Origin of the sequence: Flavobacterium sp. Sr18 (genome assembly GCF_011064265.1) — a bacterium.
Classification (GTDB): domain Bacteria; phylum Bacteroidota; class Bacteroidia; order Flavobacteriales; family Flavobacteriaceae; genus Flavobacterium; species Flavobacterium petrolei.
In genome coordinates, this window is sequence record NZ_CP049329.1 from 418028 (window position 1) to 439265 (window position 21238).

Consider the following 21238-nt stretch of genomic DNA (forward strand, 5'->3'; position numbering starts at 1 on the left):
AAAAATTTAAAAATGATTAAAAATATTTGTACTTCATTAATTGTTATGATATTGATTCAAACTGCAAATGCGCAACAAGCGCCCGTACCAAAAGGATTTAAATCAATATTTGACGGACAATCAACAACTGGATGGCATACATACGGAAAAAAAACGGCTGGTTCTGGTTGGAAAGTTGAAGATGGTGTATTGCATTTTGATCCAACTGCAGCCCAAAATGGACAAGGAGGCGATTTGGTAACTGATGTAGAATACGAGAATTTTCATTTGAAATTAGAATGGAAAGTTGCAGCTAATGCCAATAGCGGAATCATTTTTTATGTGAATGAGGATTTGACAAAATTCAAAAACACTTATGAAACTGGTTTAGAAATGCAAGTATTGGACAACAATGGCCATCCAGATGCAAAAATTGAAAAACACAGAGCTGGTGATTTGTATGATTTAATCAAAAGTACATCAGAACCCGTAAAACCAGTTGGAGAATGGAATTCTGTTGATATTGTATGTAAATTCGGAAAACTGACGATGTTGCTGAATGGTGTAAAAGTAGTTGAAACAACACTTTGGGATGATAATTTTAAAACTATAGTAGCTGGAAGTAAATTCGCTACTTGGCCAGGTTTTGCAGCATTCAAAAAAGGTAAAATTGCACTACAAGATCATGGAGATAATGTTTGGTTCAGAAACATTATGATTAAAGAATGGAATACCATGAAAATTACAACTGGATGTGAAGCCGGAATGTAATTAATATTTGAAAATAAAAAATAACCAAAACCAAAAAATAAAAAACCAACCAACCAATGAATAGTACTACCCGAATTAAATTATCCATAATGATGTTCCTTGAATTTTTTATCTGGGGCGCATGGTTTGTAACTCTTGGAACATTTCTGGGAAATAATTTAAAAGCATCAGGTTCAGAAACTGCTGCCGTTTTTTCGACACAATCATGGGGTGCCATTATTGCTCCTTTCATTATAGGATTAATAGCCGACCGATATTTTAATGCGGAGAAAATTTTAGGAATACTTCATCTTATCGGTGCATTTTTGATGTACCAAATGTATCAGTCCGTAGAAGTTGGAATGTTCTACACGTACGTTTTAAGTTACATGATTTTATATATGCCAACATTAGCATTAGTAAATTCAGTTTCTTTTAATCAAATGAAAGATCCGGAGAAAGAGTTCGCAAATATTAGAGTTTGGGGAACTATAGGTTGGATTATTGCAGGTTTATCAATCAGTTATTTCTTTCATTGGGATTCTGCTGAAGGAATAAGTTCAGGTTTACTTAAAAACACCTTTTTATTAGCTGGTATTGCTGCATTTATATTAGGTTTATTTAGTTTTTCATTACCAAAAACACCACCAAAAGTGAGTGATGAAAAAATAAAAATCGGAGATATAATAGGTCTAGATGCTTTAAAATTATTAAAAGACAGAAATTTCGCTATCTTTTTTGTTTCATCTATTCTAATTTGTATTCCTCTTGCTTTTTATTATCAAAATGCAAACCTCTTTTTAACGGAAGTTGGAGTTGAAAATCCTACCGGAAAAATGGCTATTGGTCAAATATCTGAAGCCTTATTCCTATTATTGATTCCCGTATTTTTTACCCGTTTTGGTTTCAAAAAAACGATTTTAATCGGGATGTTAGCATGGGCTATTCGTTACGTTTTATTTGCTTATGGTAATGGAGATGATTTAAGTTTTATGCTTATCATAGGTATTGCGCTGCACGGTATTTGTTATGATTTCTTTTTTGTTTCAGGGCAAATTTACACCAATTCAAAAGCAGGAGAAAAATACAAAAGTGCTGCTCAGGGTTTGATCACTTTAGCCACTTACGGCATTGGAATGTTAATTGGTTTTGCTGTTGCAGGCTGGATAACGGACAATTACAAAATGGCTGACGGTGCTGTAAACTGGCAAATGGTATGGATTATTCCTGCTGGAATAGCTATCGTTGTGTTCCTACTTTTTGCTCTTTTATTCAATGATAAAAACAAAGCAAAAGAAATTTCTTCTGCTGTATAAAAATAAAAAATGAGTACTAACGTAAATAGGAGATCTGCCATAAAAGGAATATTAGCCGGAACAGCTGTTTTGGGAATTCCATCTGGATTTTCTGCTTTGGCTTTGCCAAAAAATGATTCAGAAATTCCTGTAGGTTTACTGAAAGGAAATATTAATCATTCCGTTTCTCGCTGGTGTTTTGATAGTCTTGATTTGGATACATTGTGCATTGAAGCTAAGAAAATTGGAATTACCGGTATTGATTTAGTAGGTCCAGCTTCTTGGCCCACATTGAAAAAATATGATTTAGTTTCTACAATGTGTAATGGTGCTGAGATTAATTTAGTGGATGGTTTTAATGATTTGAAATTCCATGAAACACTCCTAAAAAATTATACTGAAATGATTCCGCTCGTGGCAAAAGCCGGTTATAAAAATCTAATTTGTTTTAGCGGAAGCAGAAGAGGAATAACAGATGAGGAAGGTTGGAATAATTGCGTTGTTGGTTTACAGAAACTGCTTCCACTTGCTGAAAAGCATAATGTGATTTTAGTAATGGAATTGTTAAACAGTAAAATTGACCATAAAGATTATCAATGTGACCGAACATCATGGGGAGTAGAATTAGCAAAACGTTTAAACTCCGAAAACTTTAAATTGCTTTACGATATTTATCACATGCAAATTGATGAAGGTGATGTGATTAGAAATATAAGAGACAATCATCAATATATTGCTCATTATCATACGGCCGGAGTTCCCGGACGAAATGAAATTGATGACACACAAGAATTAAATTATGTTGCAATTATGAAAGCAATTGCAAAAACTGGTTTTAAAGGTTTTGTAGGACAAGAATTTATTCCTAAAAACCCAGACAAACTAGCTTCATTGAAACAGGCCATTGCAATTTGTGATATTTAACTAATCTAAAAAATAACCCATGATAAAAAGAAGAGAATTTTTAATAAATACTGGTTTAGCTTTAGGCGCATTAGCCATTGCTCCTTCATTTGCATTTGAATCAAAAAAGAGAGCTATCGGAATTCAGTTATGGACATTACGAGATACATTACCAAAAGATGTCAAAGGAGTTTTATCACAAGTTGCTAAAGCTGGATTTTGTGAAGTAGAAACTTTTGGTTACTCAGCTGATAAAGGTTTTTTTGGAACTTCAGTTCGTGATTTTAAAATGATATTGGATGATAACGATTTAAAAGCTACAAGTAATCACTTCGATTTTAATTCGATGATCAAAGATGGTTCTACTGATTTAGTTCAAAATTACATAGAAACTGCTAATTTATTAGGTAGCGAGTATGTAACAGTACCTTATATAGTTTCCGAATTGAGAGGAACTACAGGTGATGCCTATAAAAAATTAGCATTACAAATCAATAAAGTGGGTGAACTTTGTAAAGCTGGTGGCTTAAAATTAGCATATCATAATCATGATTTTGAATTTACAAAATTTGGTTCAACTAATGGATATGAGATTTTATTAAATGAAACGGATAAAAATTTAGTTGATTTTGAATTGGATTTATACTGGGTAGTCCGTTCAGGAAATGATCCGTTACAATTATTCAAAAAATATCCAGGGCGTTTCACAATGTGGCATGTAAAGGATATGGATAAAGGAAATCCGGATTGGAATGCTGAAATAGGAACGGGAACTATTGATTTCAAATCGATTTTTGCAGAGGCTAAACTATCCGGAATGAAACGTTTCTTTTTGGAACACGAATCCAACTATAAACCAAATCCAATAGAATCTGCTGCAACAAGTTTTAATTACATTAAGAAAAACTTGATCTAAATATTTTTAGAAAAATAGAATAAAAAAAGGGATACGATAAGTATCCCTTTTTTTATCATTTATTCTGAAACTTACTCGGTAATATTAAAACTGGCTACATAAAAGTTTTTATCTATTTCCAGTATTGAATTTTGAGTATTTGCTGGATCGAGTTTCCACTCAATTTCTGGTTGCAGTAATTCTTCTTTTCCATTCAGCGTTACTTTCACAGGCATATTAAATCCAGCAACACAATTCGTCCATCGATATCCAAACTTATTATCCTTGAAAAAATATTCTAATGTTGGAATTCTAGTATCTCTTAAATACTGATTAAAAACGGTTGACAAATCGATTCCAACTTGCTGACTTAAATAATCTTCAATTTGTTTAGTAGTTACCGTTTGGTGATAAAACGTACTGTTCAAGCCTCTCAATATTCCTCTCCATTTTTCATCATCATTTACCAATTGACGTATAGTATGCAGCATATTTGCACCTTTTGGATACATATCGCCTGAACCTTCATTGTTCACATCATAGTTTCCGATTATTGGTTTGTCATTATCAATGTTTTTTCTTGTTCCTCTTACGTACTCAAATCCTGCTTCTTTACCATAATAATATTCTAGAAAAAGACTTTCAGAATAGTTGGTGAAACTCTCGTGAATCCACATATCAGCAATATCTTTATACGTGATATTATTAGCAAACCATTCATGTCCAGATTCATGGATAATGATAAAATCAAATTTTAATCCCCAACCCGTCCCACTTAAATCGCGTCCTAAATATCCGTTTTGAAATTTATTTCCATAGGTCACTGAACTTTGATGTTCCATTCCTAAATACGGAGCTTCAACTAATTTATAACTGTCTTCATAAAATGGATATGGTCCAAACCAGTGTTCAAAAGCTTTCAACATCTTTGGGACATCCTGAAATTGTTTTTTGGCTTTCGCCAAATTGTCTCGTAAAACGTAATAGGTACAATCTAAATCTCCTTTTTCTCCTTTATACTTTTCTGAAAACGAAACATAATCCCCTACATTTATATTTACTCCATAATTATTGATTGGATTAGAAACATACCAATTGTAGGTTTTGGTTCCATCCTTTATTTGCTTGACACTTAGCAAACGTCCATTCGATACATTTGTCAAATTTTTAGGAACATTGACACTAATCAACATATTCTCCACTTCGTCATACATGTGATCTTTGTTCGGCCACCAAACACTCGCTCCCAACCCTTGACAAGAAGAAGCAATAAAAGGGTTGCCGTTATTGTCTTTTTTCCAAGTGATTCCTCCGTCCCAAGGCGGATTTACAGCAACTTTTGGTTTACCTCCGTAAAAAACTATCAATTCTTTTATGGCACCTTTGGTTTGAGGAGCAATTAATTCGACAAAAAAAGCATTTCCTTCTCTGCTGTATTTTAAAACCTTACCATCTTGAATTACTTTATAAATTTGCATTGGATTTTGCAAATCAATTTGCATAGTATTGTATTCCTGAACAACTTGATATTTTATAGTGTTGGAACCTGAAATACTGCTATCAGCAGGATTTACCTTTATATCAAGATGGTAGTTTTTTACGTCCCACCATGCTCTTTCTTTTGTGATACTTCCGCGCAAAGTATCTTGTCTGGTGAATATTTCCTCTTTTTTTTCCAAAAGTCCTTGCGCTTTTGCTCCATTAAAAATAACGAAAGAGATAAAAATAAGATAGAATTGTTTTTTCATAGTAAATGTACTTTGGACAAAAATAAACTTTAAAATTTTAGAAATAAACTTCCTGAAATTTATTTTTCAGGATAGATTTGGACATATTCTTGCAACAACTTATTTTGTTTTCCTCTAATTTCCATGATTACCTTGTTGTTTTTAAAATCAAACTTCAACAACCCAAAATTAATATCTTTGATAACTTCTCCTTTCACATAAGGATTTTCTTCACCTGAAAAAGAAGCGTAGGTATGCGTTAATCCACTTGAAGTAAAATCAATTAAAGGATACGACAAACCACTTACATTTTTAGAAGAAAATGTAGCAATATGGCGGTCGCCGGAGATTATAAAAGTACCTTTAGCTTTGGTAGAAACGATTAATTGCTCCAATTTTTCTATCTCATGAGGAAAATTCCCCCAAGCTTCAAAACCGTGTTTATCGGAAAGAAATTGAATACTGCTGACAATTACATTAAATTGTGCATCAGAAGTTTGAAGTTCTTTTTCCACCCATTTCCACTGTGCATTTCCTAACACCGTTCCTTCACCGTATTTATTGGGTTCAAAACGTTTTTTAGAATCGGTGGCTTTCGTTAGTTTAGTTCTAAAAAAACGGGAATCCAATACAATTATTTTGACTTTATTTCCATTTACTACAATAGTTTTGGCAGTATAAACGCCATCTCTTTTTCGCTCAGGATCACTTTTTGGAGTGCCTAAAAAATCCAACAAAAGCTGCTGACTTTCTCTTTTAAAAGTATATTCTTCTCCGCCGTCATTTGCACCAAAATCGTGATCGTCCCAAGTTCCTAGAACGATTTTGTTTTTTATAAATTTCAGATAATCAGCATCCTGTTTCTGAATTTCATAATTTTTTTTAAGAACCTGCATATCCTCAGTATCCGAATATACATTATCACCTCCCCAAATCCAAACGGACGGATGATTTTCATCTATCGCTGGCCAAAGTTCATTCTTAATTTTCTGGTCGTCGCATGAACCGAAAGCAACCGTTAAGAAAGTATTTTGAACCGGTTTTTCAGTTATAATAGTGGATTTTGTATCCTGCGTTTTGCAACCAATAAAGACCAAAAAACCAAAAATAAAAAGTGTTTTTTTCATGTAGTATTTTTATAAAATATGTTTAAATTCTAAATTTGCTACGAAGATATAAATAATCAGTTCAGTTCAATTTTAAGTAAAGTTTAATAAAAAAGCGACTATTCTTATGGAAATAGTCGCTTTTCTTCTAGATTTTAAACCAAAAATTAATGAAGGTTTGTCACTTTACTTTGTTCAACTACAGCGGTAAAATCAGTTGCTAAACGATTCCCATAATCCTCTAGCAATTCTAAAACTCTTTCTTGTTTATCTGATTTCACTATCAATCCAGCATGATATTCTAGTGGAACTTTAAAGCAAACTTCCGGATCTGAAAACGATGTTAAATTAGGATGTTGGAATTTTGACAATGTCAAAACGATACCGGCATATCCTTTTTTTACTTTTGGTAAAATGTATTTAGATTCTTTGACCAATCCATTTTCAATTGCTGCCCATTCTTTCCATAAATTGATATTGGAAGCTTCAGCAACCATTTCGGCCAAATGCGCTCCTCCTACTCTTGAGGATGTTTCCAAAAAGTAAATCTGACCATCATCATTACTTTTTATAAACTCCGTATGCGCAGCACCATGTTTCAAGCCAAAGCCTTTCATCACTTGCTCATTTAGTTTTTTTATCGCTTTGTCATCATCAGAATTGTATTTGATATTAGCAGAGCGGAAAACACCGCCTACTTGTGAAATTTCCATTGGTGTTGCCAAATATTTTGAAGTCAAACTAAAGATTACTTTACTTTCCGAAATCAAACTATCACAGTGATATACATCGCCTGGTTTGAATTGTTCGATTAAATATTTGAACCTGTTATTCCCCATTTCATTGATGTGAATCCACAAACTCTCTTTATCAAACACTTTTATAATCCCTGATGCCGATGCTTCAGAGCGTGGTTTCAGAACCCATGGAGCCGGAATTGTATCCGCAAAAGTGTTGATGTCATGATCATTAAATAACGAACAAAAAGCCGGAATAGGAATTCCACAACTTTTAGCTCTCATTCGCATGGCCAGTTTATCTCTAAAATAACGTCCCGTAGTTTGTCCCATTCCATCAATACGAAGATTTTCCCTGAGATACGTAGCTTTTTCAACATCATAATCGTCCAAAGCTACAATGGCATCAATTTTAGTTGACTTCATAAAATTACCAACAACTAACAACAGATGTTCTAAATTCCAATCAACATCCTGCCCTTCCATATAAAAAATCTCATCAAGATATTGATGTGGCCATGGTTTATCCCTCAGTTTTTCGCTAGTCACTAAATAGACTTTGTTGCCTGACTTTTTTAAATTAATTAAAAAATCGGACCCTTTGAAATAATTTGAAATACAAAGAAACGTTTTAGAATTTTCCATAGATTATAAATTTTCAATGAATTTAGTTAATAAATGGACACCAAATGCTGTTGCATGCTTACTTTTAGCAAATTCATCATCGCCAAATGCTACTCCAGCCACATCCAAATGTGCCCAAGCTTTATGTTCTTGCGTAAAATATTCTAAAAATTTAGCCGCACTTATGGCTCCAGCAACGGCTTTTCCACTAAAGTTCTTGACATCGGCAATATCACTTTCTATATCTGATTTATATACATCCCAAAGCGGTAATGGCCACAAACGCTCCCCAATTGCATCTCCGTTTTCTTGTAATTTCTTAGCCATTTCTTCGTTATTGGTAAACAAAGCACCGCATTCAAAACCAAGTGTAGCCACGCTGCTTCCTGTCAATGTTGCAATATCAACAATATATTCCGGTTCGAAATTTTTAATCAAATACGACAATCCATCGGCTAAAACAAGTCGGCCTTCAGCATCTGTATCGATTATTTCTATAGAATGTCCGCTGTAACTGTGGATTACATCACTGGGCAAAAATGATTTTGCGTCCACAGCATTTTCGGCACAAGGTACAATTGCGGTTACTTTTACAGGTAATTGCAAATCAGCAATTAGTTGCATCGCACCAAAAACAGCGCCACCGCCAGCCATATCACATTTCATGTGAAGCATCCCTGCCGTTTTGATATTCAATCCTCCAGTATCAAAAGTGATTCCTTTTCCTACCAATCCAACATGTTTTAGAAGTGGGACTTCTTGTTTAGGAGTATAATTCATGATAATGAACTGAGGCTCATTTTCACTTCCTTTTCCTACCGCTAAAAAAGCACCCAATCCAACTATTTTTGAGGCAGCGTAGCCCAGAACTTCAACTTCAAATCCATATTGATCTCCTGTTTCTTTGGCCCATTTTGCTAAATATTTTGGATTAACAGTGTTAGGCGGCAAATCGACTAAGCTGTAGGTTGCTAATTGTGCTTTGGCAATTTTAATTCCTTTTTTGGCTGCAGCCAAATGATCTTTTTCTGAAATCAAACTCAAATTAAAATCGGGTTCTATAAATGGATGTGTTTTTTTGTCTAATTTAAAATGACCTAAATCATAAGTACCCAAAAGCAAACCTGAAACCATAGCTTCAATGTGGTTTTCAACGAATTCCTGCGGTATAACTAAAGCTACATTCGAACTGAAATTATCTTTTTGTTTCGATGAAATGCGGCGAAAAGTAGTTTTCAAAGATTTATAATCTATAGTTTTTCCTAATCCAATGAAGAGATACATATTATCATTTTCTTCAGCTAAATAGTGAGAATCTTTTTTTCCATAAAAAACTTTAGAAGAAATTTCCAAACCATTGAATGTAATGGGAACGATACTTTTTGAGTAGGTTTCAAAAACTGGAATCAAAATTGTGCCTGAAAAATTATCTGAATTTGTAATTGTCGTTGTTGTCATTTTCTTGTTTTTTTATAGCTAACTGATTAAATGCAATAGCATTGCCTGATACTTTTTTTGTTTTATATTCAATAAATCACTTCTCTACGGATTTTTTGTATTAAAAAACAACCATTCAATGGCTTTAGGAAATTCATCACTCCAATAGGTTTCACTATGTTTTCCTTGCCTGTTTATACTTAAATTAATGTTCGAGTTTTCTTTCACAAATTCACTTGAAATCAAATCATTCTGAAACTTATTTACATGCTCAATCATGGTTTTACTTTCATCACCGCCAGCATATAAATACACTTTGGTATCAGCAGTATTCGCTTTCTTTGGGTCAATTTTTAATTCGGGAACAACCCACAATGACGGGGAAAAAATCATTAATTTTCCATACACTTCAGGATTTCTCAACCCACTAAAAATGCTCACTAATCCACCCATCGAGCTTCCTCCAATTCCTGTGAATTCTCGTTCTTTTTTGGTTCTAAAATGACTGTCTACATAGGGTTTTAATGTGTCCGTTACAAAGCGAATGTATTTCTTGCCTTGCCCTTTTCCCAAAACTGTTTTCCCAACATTGTATTCTTTTATGCGATCTTCTTCGGCGTGTTCTATTGCAATTATTATAATTTTTCCAATTTTATACTCTGACATAACTGCCAATTTCTTATCAATTTCCCAATTGCCAAATTCAGCAGTTTCATTGAATAAATTTTGAGCATCCTGCAAATACATCACCGGATAACTTTCACTTGAATTGTCATAATCATGTGGTAAAAGTGCCCAAATTTTTCTGGTTTTGTTGAGTTGCGGAATCTCAAATTCATCAGATATCAACTGCACTTGAGGCAAATAGGATTGCTTAAAAGGCAACCAATTTTTTCTCCATCTCGCAACGTGTTCGTTTTGAATTCCAGTATGCGCTATTGTGGAGCGATTTTCGGTTCGATTTCCATGGCTGTCAATCTCTACTTCACTCCAATCCCCTTTTGTAAATTTATATAAAAGCTCAATTGGGTAATCAAAATCGTGCGAAAATTTATAATGATACGAACTGTTTCCTATTTTCTCCATCAGAAAATCTTTGTCCTGTGTGCGCCAATTATTAAAATTTCCAGAAATATAAACCGGTCGCGCATCATCTTCATCAGTAGTCAGGATTATATGCAGTCCGGTATTTATTGTGGAATTGTTTAAATCAGGGTTAAATGTGGTATTATCTGAATTCATTACTTGCATGCGCTACTTTAATTTTTTTTTAAATAATAGTAAATATAGTGGATTGCATTTGGAAATAAAAGAAAAAAGGAAACCCAATAGCGAATCAATTTTGCTATTGGGTTTTTATAAAGGAAATTAAAATATACTAATTTTTCTTTTGGCGGCTTTTCAAAACTTCCACAACATCATCTAGTTTGAAACCTTTGGCTTGCAGTAAGATAAGATAATGAAAAAGTAAATCGGCACTTTCGCCCAAGAATAAATCGTCGTTGTCATCTTTGGCTTCAATTATGACTTCTATGGCTTCTTCTCCTACTTTCTGTGCAATTTTGTTCATTCCCAATTTAAATAAGGAAGCCACGTAACTTTTTTCAGAATCCGCATTTTCTCTTCGAAGTTGGATGGTATCTTCTAAATCTGAAATAAAACCATATTTTCCTTTATTTTCGCCATTCCAGCACGTATCAGTTCCTTTGTGACATGTTGGCCCTTCTGGTTTAACCTGAATCAACAACGTATCATTATCGCAGTCGTTTTTAATGTCAATCAGATTCAAAAAGTTGCCGCTTTCCTCGCCTTTTGTCCAAAGTCTTTGTTTGGTGCGACTATAAAAAGTTACTTTTTTAGTGTCCACCGTTTTTTGATACGCTTCAGCATTCATGAAACCCAACATCAAAACCGTTTTGGTTTCGCTGTCTTGAATGATGGCTGGAATTAATCCGTCTGTATTTTTTGAGAAATCTATGTTCATGTTTTTTAAGTATTAAGTTGTAAGTCTTAAGCATTAAGATTTATGGATAAATAAGCAACTCAATACTTAATAACTCATACTTAATACTTATGCCTTAATTTAAATCCGTACTTCGATATTGTTATTTTTAAGGGCTGTTTTTAATGTCTTGATTTCAATTTCTTTAAAATGAAACACACTTGCGGCCAATGCTGCATCAGCTTTTCCTTTTTGAAAAGCATCTACAAAATGTTGTATGTTTCCCGCACCACCAGAAGCAATAATAGGAATATTTACTAATTCCGAAAGTCTAGCCAAAGCTTCATTAGCAAATCCGTTTTTAGTTCCGTCATTATCCATTGATGTGAATAAGATTTCACCTGCACCGCGTTCTTCGACTTCCTTTGCCCAATCAAATAAATTCAATTCGGTAGCCACTTTTCCGCCCACTAAATGAACAATCCATTGGCCGTCAATTTGCTTTGCATCTATGGCAACCACTACACATTGGCTTCCAAATTTTTGTGCCAAATCATTAATCAACTGCGGTTTTTTGACTGCCGATGAATTAATAGAAACTTTATCAGCTCCGTTTTGCAACAAAACTTCGACATCTTTTACAGATGAAATTCCACCGCCAACAGTGAACGGAATATTAATAGTTGAAGCGACTTTACGAACCAAATCAACTAAGGTTTTGCGTCGTTCTTCGGTTGCTGAAATGTCTAAAAACACCAATTCGTCTGCTCCTTCATCAGAATAGATTTTAGCTAATTCTACGGGATCGCCGGCGTCACGCAAATCTACAAAATTTACACCTTTGACGGTACGTCCGTTTTTTATATCTAGACAGGGAATAATTCTTTTTGTTAACATTTTTCTAAAATATAATTTTCCAATTGTTTCAATGAAATTCGTCCTTCGTAAATTGCTTTTCCGATTATCGTTCCTTCACAACCTAATTCGGCTAGTCTTGGCAACTCGTCAAAAGTAGAAATTCCTCCTGAAGCAATTAATTTTATTCCTTTGGCTTCAGCCAAAATTTTTGCATATAAATAAAAAGATGGTCCTTCCAGCATACCATCTTTGGCAATATCGGTACAAATAACGTACTGAATTCCTTTATGTTGGTAGTCTTGTATAAACGGAATCAAATCTTCATTTGAATCTTCTAACCAACCGGAAACCGCTACTTTTTCATTATTAGCATCTGCTCCTAAAATAATTTTATCAGAACCATATTCTGCAATCCATTTTTCGAATAGTTCTCTATTTTTAACGGCAATACTTCCACCGGTAATTTGATTCGCACCACTTTCAAACGCAATTTTTAAATCGGAATCGGATTTTAATCCACCACCAAAATCAATTTTCAATTTGGTTTGCGTAGCTATTTGCTCCAGTATTTTATAATTCACAATTTGGCTCGACTTTGCTCCATCTAAATCAACCAAATGCAAATATTCAATTCCGTGTGCTTCAAATGATTTTGCCACTTCGAGTGGATTCTCGTTGTATATGATTTTGGCATTGTAATCGCCTTTTGATAAGCGAACACATTTTCCTTCTATGATATCTATTGCTGGTATTATTCTCATTATAATTAGTCTTAAAGTTTGAAAGTCGAAAGTCCTAAAGACTTAACTTAAAGTTTTAAAAAATTCGCCAAAATTTGTTCTCCAACGTCACCGCTTTTTTCGGGATGAAATTGTGTTCCATAGAAATTATCTTGCTGTAAAGCTGAAGCATATTCAACTTCATAATCAGTTGTAGCAATGGCTTTTGGGCAATTTGGCGCATAAAAACTATGAACCAAATACATGTATTCGTTTTCGTTAATTCCTTTGAACAAATCCGATTTCAAATTGTAAATTTGGTTCCATCCCATTTGAGGCACTTTTACTTTTGGCGTGAATTTGATCACATCAACATCAAAAATACCCAAACCGATGGTATTTCCTTCCTCTGATTTGTTACACATCAATTGCATGCCCAAACAAATTCCCAAAACGGGTTGTTTCAAGGTTGGTATTAACACATCAAGACCGCTGTCGATAAGCATTTTCATTGCAAAACTAGCTTCGCCAACCCCTGGGAATATCACTCGGTCAGCAGCCTTAATTTCTGTCCAATCATTACTCAAAACAGCCTCAAAACCTAACCTTTCAATAGCGAATTTTATGCTTTGAATATTTCCTGCGCCGTAATTTATGATTACTATTTTCATTTTAGTTTTGTTTCAAGTTTAATGTTTAAAGTTGCTCGGGTTAACCTGAAACTTTAAACTTTAAACAATTTTACAACATTCCTTTCGTGCTTGGCAAAATCATCTTCTCCGTATCCCTTTTTACGGCTACTTTTATAGCTTTTGCAAAAGCTTTAAAAATGGCTTCTATCTTGTGATGCTCGTTCGTTCCTTCTGCTTTTATGTTGATGTTTGCTTTGGCACCATCCGAAAATGATTTAAAGAAATGATAAAACATCTCTGTTGGCATTTTTCCAACCATTTCGCGTTTAAATTCGGTTTCCCAAACTAGCCAGTTTCTACCTCCAAAATCAATAGCCACTTGCGCTAAACAATCGTCCATTGGTAAACAAAAACCATAACGTTCTATTCCTAATTTATTCCCTAATACTTTCGCAAAAACTTCTCCAAGTGCAATCGCTGTATCTTCAATTGTGTGGTGTTCATCGACTTCTAAATCACCTTTTACAAGAATTTCCAAGTCCATTTGTCCGTGACGCGCGATTTGGTCCAGCATGTGATCAAAGAACGCAATACCTGTTTCAATTTTGCTTTTTCCTGTTCCGTCAAGATTTAAATTAATGAAAATATCCGTTTCATTCGTTTTTCTAAAAATGGTTGCAGAGCGTTCTTCTAATTTCAAAAACTCGTAAATGGTTTTCCAATCAGTAGTTTGCAAGGCAATAACCGAATCCAATTCGTGTCTTTTAGACGATATTTCATCACCTCCCAAAGCTTCATCTTTGTTAATGAAAATCGCTTTTGAACCTAAGTTTTTGGCTAATTCTACATCTGTTATTCGGTCTCCAATGACGAATGAATTCTCTAAATCATAATCTGGATTATTAAGATATTTGGTCAACATAGCAGTGCCAGGCTTGCGAGTTGGCACATTTTCGTGTGGAAATGTTTTGTCTATTAAAACTTCTTTGAAAACAACACCTTCATTTTCAAAAGCTTTCATGATTAAATTATGTACTGGCCAAAAGTTGATTTCCGGGTGAGAATCAGTTCCCAAACCATCTTGATTGGTTACCATTACCAATTCAAAATCCAATTCTTTAGCTATTTTACCAAGATATTGAAAAGCGTTTGGATAAAATTCTAATTTTTCAAAGCTGTCTAACTGATAATCATGTGGTTCTAAAACCATGGTTCCGTCACGGTCTATAAAAAGTATTTTTTTCATTAAAAAAAGTTTAAAGTTTAAGGTTTAAAGTTGCTTTAACACCTCAATTAATTTCATATTTTCTTGTTCAGTTCCAACAGTAAAACGCAAACAATTATCGCATAATGGTTGGGTGGTGCGGTTTCGAATTACAATTCCTTTTGCAATCAATTCAGCGTATCTTTTATTAGCATCATCTACTTTTACCAAAATAAAATTAGCTTCAGTTGGGTAAATTTTTTCAACAAATTTAACATCAAGTAGAACTTTAAGTAAATCCTCTCTTTGCATTATAATAGAGTTAATTTCAGATTTTATTTTTTCCGAATTGTCCAGTCGTTTCAAAGCTCTTTTCTGAGTCAATTCATTCACATTATACGGTGGTTTAATTTTGTTTAAAACAGAAATTACTTCTCCAGAGGCATAACAAATTCCCAATCTAATACCTGCTAAACCATATGCCTTTGATAGTGTTTGGGTAATTACCAAATTTGGATATTCATCCAATTCAATGATCCAACTTTCTTTCTTTGAAAAGTCAATATAGGCTTCGTCAATCACCACTAATCCTTTGAAATTTTGCAAAAGATACGCCACACTTTCATCTGAAAAGGAGTTTCCAGTAGGATTATTTGGAGAACACAAAAAGATGATTTTAGTGTTTTCATCAACAGCCTCCATGATTTTTTCAATTTGCGGTTGAAAGTCTTGTGAAAGCAATACTTCTTTGTTTTCTACAGCATTAATATTAGCTAAAACGCCATACATTCCATAGGTTGGTGGCAAAGTAACTACATTGTCCGTTTTTGGTTCGCAAAAAGCTCTAAATAACAAATCTAACACTTCATCACTTCCGTTTCCTAGCAAAATTTGATTTGTTTTGACATTTCTTTGTTTTGCCAAAACCTCTTTTACACTCATTTGTTGTGGATCAGGATACCTGTTCACGCCATTTTCAAACGGATTTTCATTGGCATCCAAAAAAATCATATCAGCTGTATCAAAATCCTCAAATTCATCGCGTGCTGAAGAATAGGGTTTCATTTCCTTAACGTTTTCTCTGACCAAATTATTTATATCGAAATTATTTTCCATCTTCAATCGCTTTTAATCGTAATGTAACTGCATTTTTGTGTGCTTGTAATCCTTCAGCTTCTGCCATAATTTCGATAGCTCTACCGATATTTTGTATACCTTTTTGAGTTATTTTTTGAAAAGTCATCGCTTTGGTAAAACTATCCAGATTTACACCGCTATAATTCTTTGCATAACCATTTGTTGGCAATGTATGATTGGTTCCGGAAGCATAATCACCTGCACTTTCAGGGGTATAATTCCCTATGAATACCGAACCTGCGTTTTGAACACCATTGCTATAAAAATCATCAAATTCCGAACAAATAATAAAATGTTCTGGTCCATATTCATTAATTAAATTCAAAGCAATTTTGTCATTTTCAACAAAAATTAACTTTGAATTCGCAATCGCTTTTTCTGCAATGGCTTTTCTTGGTAAAGCTTCCATTTGCATTTGAATTTCAGTCTCTACAGCATCAATTAATTTTTTGGAAGTAGAAACTAAAATAACCTGACTGTCCGCTCCGTGTTCCGCTTGTGATAACAAATCTGAAGCTACAAAAGACGGAACTGCAGTATCGTCAGCAACAATCAGTAATTCCGATGGACCAGCCGGCATATCGATAGCTACCCCAAATTGAGTCGCGAGCTGCTTAGCAACAGTTACAAATTGATTTCCGGGCCCAAAAATTTTATATACTTTCGGAATAGTTTCAGTTCCAAAAGTCATTCCTGCAATCGCTTGAATCCCGCCTACTTTTAATATTTTTGTCACACCACATAAATTTGCAGCATACAAAATTGCAGGATTTACAACTCCATTTTTATCGGGTGGTGAACATAAAACAATTTCGTTACAACCTGCAATTTCTGCAGGAACAGCAAGCATCAATACTGTAGAAAATAATGGAGCAGTTCCGCCAGGAATATACAATCCTATTTTTTGAATAGGTCTTTTTTCCTGCCAGCAGTTCACTCCTTCAATTGTTTCTACGACAACTCTATCCGTTTTTTGCGCAATATGGAATTTTGAAATATTAGATTTGGCTAATTTGATAGCTTCTTTCAACTCTGGGGAAACGGAAGCAATTGCCAAATCAATTTCGGCTTTAGAAACTTCAATGGTATCGATTTTGGCGCCATCAAAAAGCGACGTGTATTTTGCAACAGCAACATCACCTTTCTTTTGAACTTCACTAAAAATTTCTTTTACAGTGGCTTCAATGTCGTCAATAGTTTTGGTAGGACGCTCTAAAATTGAGGACCAAGATTCTGCTTTTGGATTGTATATTTTATTCATTTTTAATTTTATTCAAAGATTAAATAATAGAATTATTTCGTTCTTAAACTCATAATTCACAACTTATAATTTAAAATTCTTAAAGCACCATTTTCTCAATTGGGCAAATTAAAATACCTTCGGCACCAGCTTCTTTCAATTGATCAATAACATCCCAGAAAGTATCTTTATCGATTACAGAGTGAACACTGCTCCATCCTTCTTGTGCCAAAGGCAAAACCGTTAAACTACGTAATACAGGAAGAATTTTACCAACTGCTTCAATTTTGTCATTTGGGACATTCATCAAAATGTATTTTGATTTTCTTGCTCTTAAAACCGATTCGATTCTAAATTTTAACGTGTCAATAATTTTTTGAGATTCAGGACTTACTTTTGGAGAAACAGCTAAAACCGCTTCACTTTTAAAAATAACTTCAACCTCTTTTAGATTATTCTTGAATAAAGTACTTCCACTGGAAACAATATCAACAATAGCATCGGCAAGACCAATGTTTGGAGCAATTTCTACCGAACCTGAAATTTGGTGAATGTCGACTGTTACGCCTTTTGAATTAAAAAAATCAAGCACTGTTTTAGGGTATGAAGTCGCAATACGCATACCATTCAAATCTTGAACAGATTTGTAATCAAATGCTTTTGGGACAGCAACAGATACTTTACATTTTGAAAAACCTAATTTTTGAATTACTTCAATATCCCCGCCTTTTTCGACTAAAAGATTATCCCCAACGATAGCAATATCTACAACTCCATCAATCAAATATTGAGGAATATCCGAATTTCTTAAATATAAAACCTCTAAAGGGAAGTTGGATGCTTCGGCTTTTAATTGGTCGATTCCGTTATCTATTGAAATACCTGCATCTTTCAAAATTTGAATGCTGTCTTCGTTTAAACGTCCTGATTTTTGAATTGCAATTTTTAATGTACTCATTTTGTCTTTTTTGTTTTTGTTTTTGTTTAAAATAATTTGATTGAGTACAAATATTGGGTAATAAAAAACCCGTTTGATGTACTCAAACGGGTTTTTAGAATATGATGATTTACACACATACCATTAACACATCGCTTGAGAGCAATAATGAAAATGATGATGATGTAATTGTATTGTAAACATGTGTTTTATTTTTCTCTGCAAATATAAAAGCTTTTTTAATTAAAAAGCAATTAATACTTTAACTTAATATAGTTTTTTTGTTAAAATACTTTTTTTATTCCTTTTCCTCCTCCTTTGTAGGGCTAATTTGCTCTGCATTACTACCTACTGCGGTACTGTCGGTTCTAATTTCAGTATGTCGAACTTCGCCTCCAGTTGTGCCCGTTTGTTGTGCAAAAAACACGGCGATGATTGCAACTACTGTTGCGATATAAGAAACTAGCTTTGCTTTTGGCTTGTTTTTCCAATTAGAATAGAGACCAAATAGCGATGTAATTGCCAACGCATATAAAACAATTGCTAATTTTTCGGCCATTTCTTCGTGTTCATGAATAATTGCTTTTCCTATTCCAGGGAAATCTTCCACAATTTCCTCTGCTCCTTCGCCAGTAGACATGCTAAAAAAGCCAAAAACAGCTGCAATGACAAATAATACATAAGCTGTGTTTTGTACGGACTTGTTCTTGAGTACTAATCCTGCGATTAAAATTCCGAGTCCAAGAATTGTTCCAATAATTGGAAAATGGTTTACAACCATGTGTAAATGGGCATCATTCATAATTTTTTATTTAAAGTTAAATTGTATTTAATATTCCCTACTATGTTAATTTTTTATCCTGATAATGAAACTCCAATCAAGGAACCAATTCCATAAGTTACCGCTGCTGCTACCAGTCCAAAAGAAACTTGCCTAAATCCAGAAAATAAAATACTTTTTCCTGTCAATAAAGTTATTGCGGCACCTATTCCAAAAAGGCCAATAACACTGCTTCCGACACTTAATAAAATCGCATTTTTTCCATCTAAAAACATAAATGGATATAATGGAATAATAGCTCCAATGGCAAAAAGCACAAACGAAGCTGTTGCTGCTTCCCAAGCTGATCCTCCTAATTCTTCTTTATCAATTCCCAATTCCTCCGTAATAATGGCATCAATCGCTGTTTGCGGATTTTCAAAAGCTTTGTCAGCCAGTTTTTGTGCCTCGACAGCATTCATTCCTTTGGCCTGATATAATAAAACTAATTCTTTTTTCTCTTCTTCGGGAGAAGCTTCTAATTCTTCTGTTTCCAAATCAATTTGGCGCTGGTTTAATTCTCTGGAACTTTGTACCGAAAGCCATTCGCCCAAAGCCATTGAAATTGCTCCTGCTAAAAGTCCTGCAATACCGGTTAACAATATCGTATCATTAGAAACGGCTGCTCCGGCAACTCCCATGACCAAACTCATATTAGAAACCAATCCATCATTGGAACCTAAAACGGCGGCACGCAAGGCATTCCCACCTACTGATTTATGCCTGCTTTCAAATTTAGACAATAAGCCTCCGGAAACATTCAAAGCAGCATTATTGTTTACGGCTTCAATAATATTAAGATGATTGTGCTCAAAACCTGTTGGTTTCTCTCCGCTTTTAAGTTTATTTTTAATTGAATTTACGGCAAACTGCTTTTCTATACTGGAAAGATTGCTAATAATAGAACTGTAACCAAAGATTTTACCCAACTTTAATTGGAATTTTGCTCTTCCTGAAGGCGAAGGCATTTTATAATTTGGTTCCAAAGTCAACACTTTATCAAACATGTGTTTCGCGTGTCCTTTCTCAATTTCACCCAAACTCAATAATACTCTTGAAAGATTATCATCCGATTGAATAGCAGCAATGCTATCATACAAAAAGGCAGTATCAACCTCTGTTTGCAACTGATCTTTAAGTTTTTTCAAGTCCATTTTATTTGCTTTTTAATTAATTAGCTAAATCGAATACCCCTTTTGTCAAAATTCTTGAAGAAGCGTTAATTGCAGTATTTGGAAGTATTTCGACAAAATTTTCAGACTTCTCGCCTATTGTAACGCTTACTTTCTTGAATGAATACCCGTTTTTTTCATTGTCCAATAAAAGTACGAAATTTTTGTTGTTTTCAGTAACTAATGCTTCAGAAGGAATTGCTAAACCTTTTTTAGAATCGATAATTATTTCAGCTTCTACAAACATTCCCGTCAACAGTTTTTGTTTTATGGCATCGTCTAAATGTCCGTGAATATTAATCGTTCTGTCATTTCCTTCTATTGATTTTCCAACCAAATGTACTTCGGCATTAAAAACATCTTTTGAAGCTTCAGGAACTTTAAAAATAATCTTTTGCCCAATTTTTACATTCAAAATATCTTTTTCAAAAACAGCCAACTCTAAATGCAAGTGATCCGTATCTACAATTTCAAGAATCACATCCGAAGGTGCTACATACATTCCCACATTGGCATTCATGATTACAATATCACCCGTTATTGGAGAAAAAATAGTGATTGTTGAAGTCAAAATTCCTTTCTCTACATTTCTAGGATTAATGTTCAAAAGCACTAATTTGGCACGTAAACTTTGATGCATTGCCTTAGCTCTTCTGTATTCACTTTCTGCTTTCAGGTAGTTTTTCTGCGAAGTTATTTTTTCATCATACAACGTTTTTTGCCTGTCATATTCCGATTTCAAAAAATTTAGTTGCTCCGCCACTTCCATATAATCTTTTTGAATATCAAGAAATTCGGTGTTTTGTAGCGTTAACAAAGCCTGTCCTTTTGTGACTTTATTTCCAACCAAAAGCGTTGTGGATTTCACATAACCACCCATAAAAGTGTTCACTTTAGCTCTGTTTTGTGGCGGTACGTCAATTTTCCCTGATGCTTTTACCGTAACATCAAAATCCTGTTCTGTTGGAGTGGCAATCTCCATTCCCGAAGATTTGAATTGAGCAGAAGTTACAGTTGTCAAACCGTTGTCTTTTTGTTCCACCTCTTCTGTTTTTGATTCTTTACAAGAAAATAAAACAAGGGATAAAGCGATTATATATAGAGATTTTTTCATTAGTTGTATT

At 34.1% G+C, this 21238-nt stretch carries 20 protein-coding genes; 4 read left to right on the top strand and 16 right to left on the bottom strand.

The features are described 5' to 3' along the window. Positions 1-12 precede the first annotated feature (12 nt). From G7A72_RS01950 to G7A72_RS01965, 4 genes are read left to right on the top strand one after another with little or no spacing between them, the layout of a single operon-like run. Positions 13-750: a DUF1080 domain-containing protein gene (locus tag G7A72_RS01950; RefSeq protein WP_165151217.1), complete on the top strand. Its 738-nt coding sequence runs from the start codon at positions 13-15 to the stop codon at positions 748-750. Between the two features lie 56 nt (positions 751-806). Next, entirely contained in the window at positions 807-2045 is a 1239-nt protein-coding gene (locus G7A72_RS01955) for a nucleoside permease (protein ID WP_165151218.1), read from the top strand. 9 nt (positions 2046-2054) lie between these two features. Then, positions 2055-2948, top strand: a complete 894-nt coding sequence (locus tag G7A72_RS01960) for a hydroxypyruvate isomerase family protein (RefSeq protein ID WP_165151219.1) — start codon at positions 2055-2057, stop codon at positions 2946-2948. 19 nt (positions 2949-2967) lie between these two features. Next, positions 2968-3843, top strand: coding sequence for a sugar phosphate isomerase/epimerase (locus G7A72_RS01965; RefSeq protein WP_165151220.1), 876 nt, complete (start codon positions 2968-2970; stop codon positions 3841-3843). Between the two features lie 71 nt (positions 3844-3914). On the opposite strand, the gene G7A72_RS01970 is transcribed toward G7A72_RS01965, so the two are convergent. From G7A72_RS01970 to G7A72_RS02045, 16 genes are all read right to left on the bottom strand, one after another. Further along, positions 3915-5570, bottom strand: a complete 1656-nt coding sequence (locus G7A72_RS01970) for a M1 family metallopeptidase (protein ID WP_165151221.1) — start codon at positions 5568-5570, stop codon at positions 3915-3917. A gap of 59 nt (positions 5571-5629) precedes the next feature. After that, entirely contained in the window at positions 5630-6676 is a 1047-nt protein-coding gene (locus G7A72_RS01975) for an alkaline phosphatase D family protein (protein WP_165151222.1), read from the bottom strand. A gap of 146 nt (positions 6677-6822) precedes the next feature. After that, the gene (locus G7A72_RS01980) at positions 6823-8037 is read right to left on the bottom strand and encodes an acetyl-CoA carboxylase biotin carboxylase subunit family protein (RefSeq protein WP_165151223.1); all 1215 of its coding nucleotides are present in this window, start codon (positions 8035-8037) and stop codon (positions 6823-6825) included. Between the two features lie 3 nt (positions 8038-8040). Beyond that, complete coding sequence (locus G7A72_RS01985) at positions 8041-9474, bottom strand: M17 family metallopeptidase (protein WP_165151224.1); 1434 nt, start codon at positions 9472-9474, stop codon at positions 8041-8043. Positions 9475-9558: 84 nt separating this feature from the next. Then, positions 9559-10704, bottom strand: a complete 1146-nt coding sequence (locus tag G7A72_RS01990; protein ID WP_371807555.1) for an alpha/beta hydrolase — start codon at positions 10702-10704, stop codon at positions 9559-9561. 127 nt (positions 10705-10831) lie between these two features. Beyond that, on the bottom strand, positions 10832-11437 hold the full coding sequence (gene hisIE / locus G7A72_RS01995; RefSeq protein WP_165151225.1) for a bifunctional phosphoribosyl-AMP cyclohydrolase/phosphoribosyl-ATP diphosphatase HisIE: 606 nt from the start codon (positions 11435-11437) through the stop codon (positions 10832-10834). 99 nt (positions 11438-11536) lie between these two features. Then, on the bottom strand, positions 11537-12292 hold the full coding sequence (gene hisF / locus G7A72_RS02000) for an imidazole glycerol phosphate synthase subunit HisF (protein WP_165151226.1): 756 nt from the start codon (positions 12290-12292) through the stop codon (positions 11537-11539). Continuing rightward, the gene (gene hisA, locus G7A72_RS02005; protein ID WP_165151227.1) at positions 12286-13014 is read right to left on the bottom strand and encodes a 1-(5-phosphoribosyl)-5-[(5-phosphoribosylamino)methylideneamino]imidazole-4-carboxamide isomerase; all 729 of its coding nucleotides are present in this window, start codon (positions 13012-13014) and stop codon (positions 12286-12288) included. Before hisA ends, hisF begins: the two co-directional genes overlap by 7 nt. Before the next feature lie 47 nt (positions 13015-13061). Then, on the bottom strand, positions 13062-13643 hold the full coding sequence (gene hisH, locus G7A72_RS02010; RefSeq protein WP_165151228.1) for an imidazole glycerol phosphate synthase subunit HisH: 582 nt from the start codon (positions 13641-13643) through the stop codon (positions 13062-13064). Between the two features lie 70 nt (positions 13644-13713). Continuing rightward, positions 13714-14850: a bifunctional histidinol-phosphatase/imidazoleglycerol-phosphate dehydratase HisB gene (hisB, locus tag G7A72_RS02015; RefSeq protein WP_165151229.1), complete on the bottom strand. Its 1137-nt coding sequence runs from the start codon at positions 14848-14850 to the stop codon at positions 13714-13716. A 24-nt stretch (positions 14851-14874) separates the two neighbouring features. Next, positions 14875-15924 (bottom strand): histidinol-phosphate transaminase, encoded by a 1050-nt coding sequence (gene hisC, locus G7A72_RS02020; RefSeq protein WP_165151230.1) that lies wholly within the window; start codon positions 15922-15924, stop codon positions 14875-14877. Further along, a complete protein-coding gene (hisD, locus tag G7A72_RS02025; RefSeq protein ID WP_165151231.1) occupies positions 15914-17206 on the bottom strand; it encodes a histidinol dehydrogenase in 1293 nt (430 codons plus the stop codon). The genes hisC and hisD overlap by 11 nt, the downstream gene beginning before the upstream one ends. 79 nt (positions 17207-17285) lie before the next feature. Further along, positions 17286-18143 carry an ATP phosphoribosyltransferase gene (gene hisG / locus G7A72_RS02030; protein ID WP_165151232.1) on the bottom strand — a complete coding sequence of 286 codons (858 nt, stop codon included), beginning with the start codon at positions 18141-18143 and terminating at the stop codon, positions 17286-17288. A gap of 277 nt (positions 18144-18420) precedes the next feature. Continuing rightward, positions 18421-18924 (bottom strand): hypothetical protein, encoded by a 504-nt coding sequence (locus tag G7A72_RS02035; protein WP_165151233.1) that lies wholly within the window; start codon positions 18922-18924, stop codon positions 18421-18423. A 53-nt stretch (positions 18925-18977) separates the two neighbouring features. Continuing rightward, positions 18978-20096 carry a VIT1/CCC1 transporter family protein gene (locus G7A72_RS02040; RefSeq protein ID WP_165151234.1) on the bottom strand — a complete coding sequence of 373 codons (1119 nt, stop codon included), beginning with the start codon at positions 20094-20096 and terminating at the stop codon, positions 18978-18980. A 16-nt stretch (positions 20097-20112) separates the two neighbouring features. After that, the gene (locus G7A72_RS02045) at positions 20113-21228 is read right to left on the bottom strand and encodes an efflux RND transporter periplasmic adaptor subunit (RefSeq protein WP_165151235.1); all 1116 of its coding nucleotides are present in this window, start codon (positions 21226-21228) and stop codon (positions 20113-20115) included. Positions 21229-21238 lie beyond the last annotated feature (10 nt).